The sequence below is a fragment of the Bartonella sp. AA83SXKL genome, assembly GCF_042196965.1.
Lineage (GTDB): Bacteria > Pseudomonadota > Alphaproteobacteria > Rhizobiales > Rhizobiaceae > Bartonella.
The window spans coordinates 1-485 of the sequence record NZ_JBHIRG010000119.1; the positions used below are offsets into that span (position 1 = coordinate 1).

The 485-nt window shown below is 35.3% G+C and carries 1 pseudogene; it reads left to right on the forward strand.

Going from position 1 to position 485, the window contains the following annotated elements:
• Positions 1-247 (forward strand): annotated as a pseudogene (locus tag ACFINO_RS10045) (hypothetical protein); the annotation flags it as partial.
• Positions 248-485 lie beyond the last annotated feature (238 nt).

A 485-nucleotide genomic window follows, 5' to 3' on the forward strand; every position in this document is an offset into this window, starting at 1 on the left:
TGGTTATCTGATATTTTTCCTCCCGGTTTTTCTCTGGGCCTGTATTTTTGTACCCCTCCCTATCTTGTGGGGGATAAACCGTTTGCGAGATCGTAAATTGAAAAAAAATATTCAGAAGCTGGAAGAAGCAATCTGTACAGGAGCTAAAATAAGCCGTTTACAGAACGAACCGTTATTGGGGGAAACAAAGAGCTGTTTTATACGAGACCAAGAACAGCTCAAAAATTTTAAAGAAAGTGAAGAATAAAAGAAGTGAAGCACAGGAATTAAAGGAGGAATTAGGGGGGTGATCAAAAACTGCGCTCTTTTTTATTTGAAGAAGCATTTCTTTCAGAAAGAAATTATAAACGCAGCTTTTACATCTCTGTTATGATTGTCGTATGAATTATGGTTTTTTATAATATTAAGACTTATTAGCTTAAAAGCTAACAGAGTGCTAAAAGAGTATTCTTGCCATTAGCTTTGTATGGATGATAGCCATAATA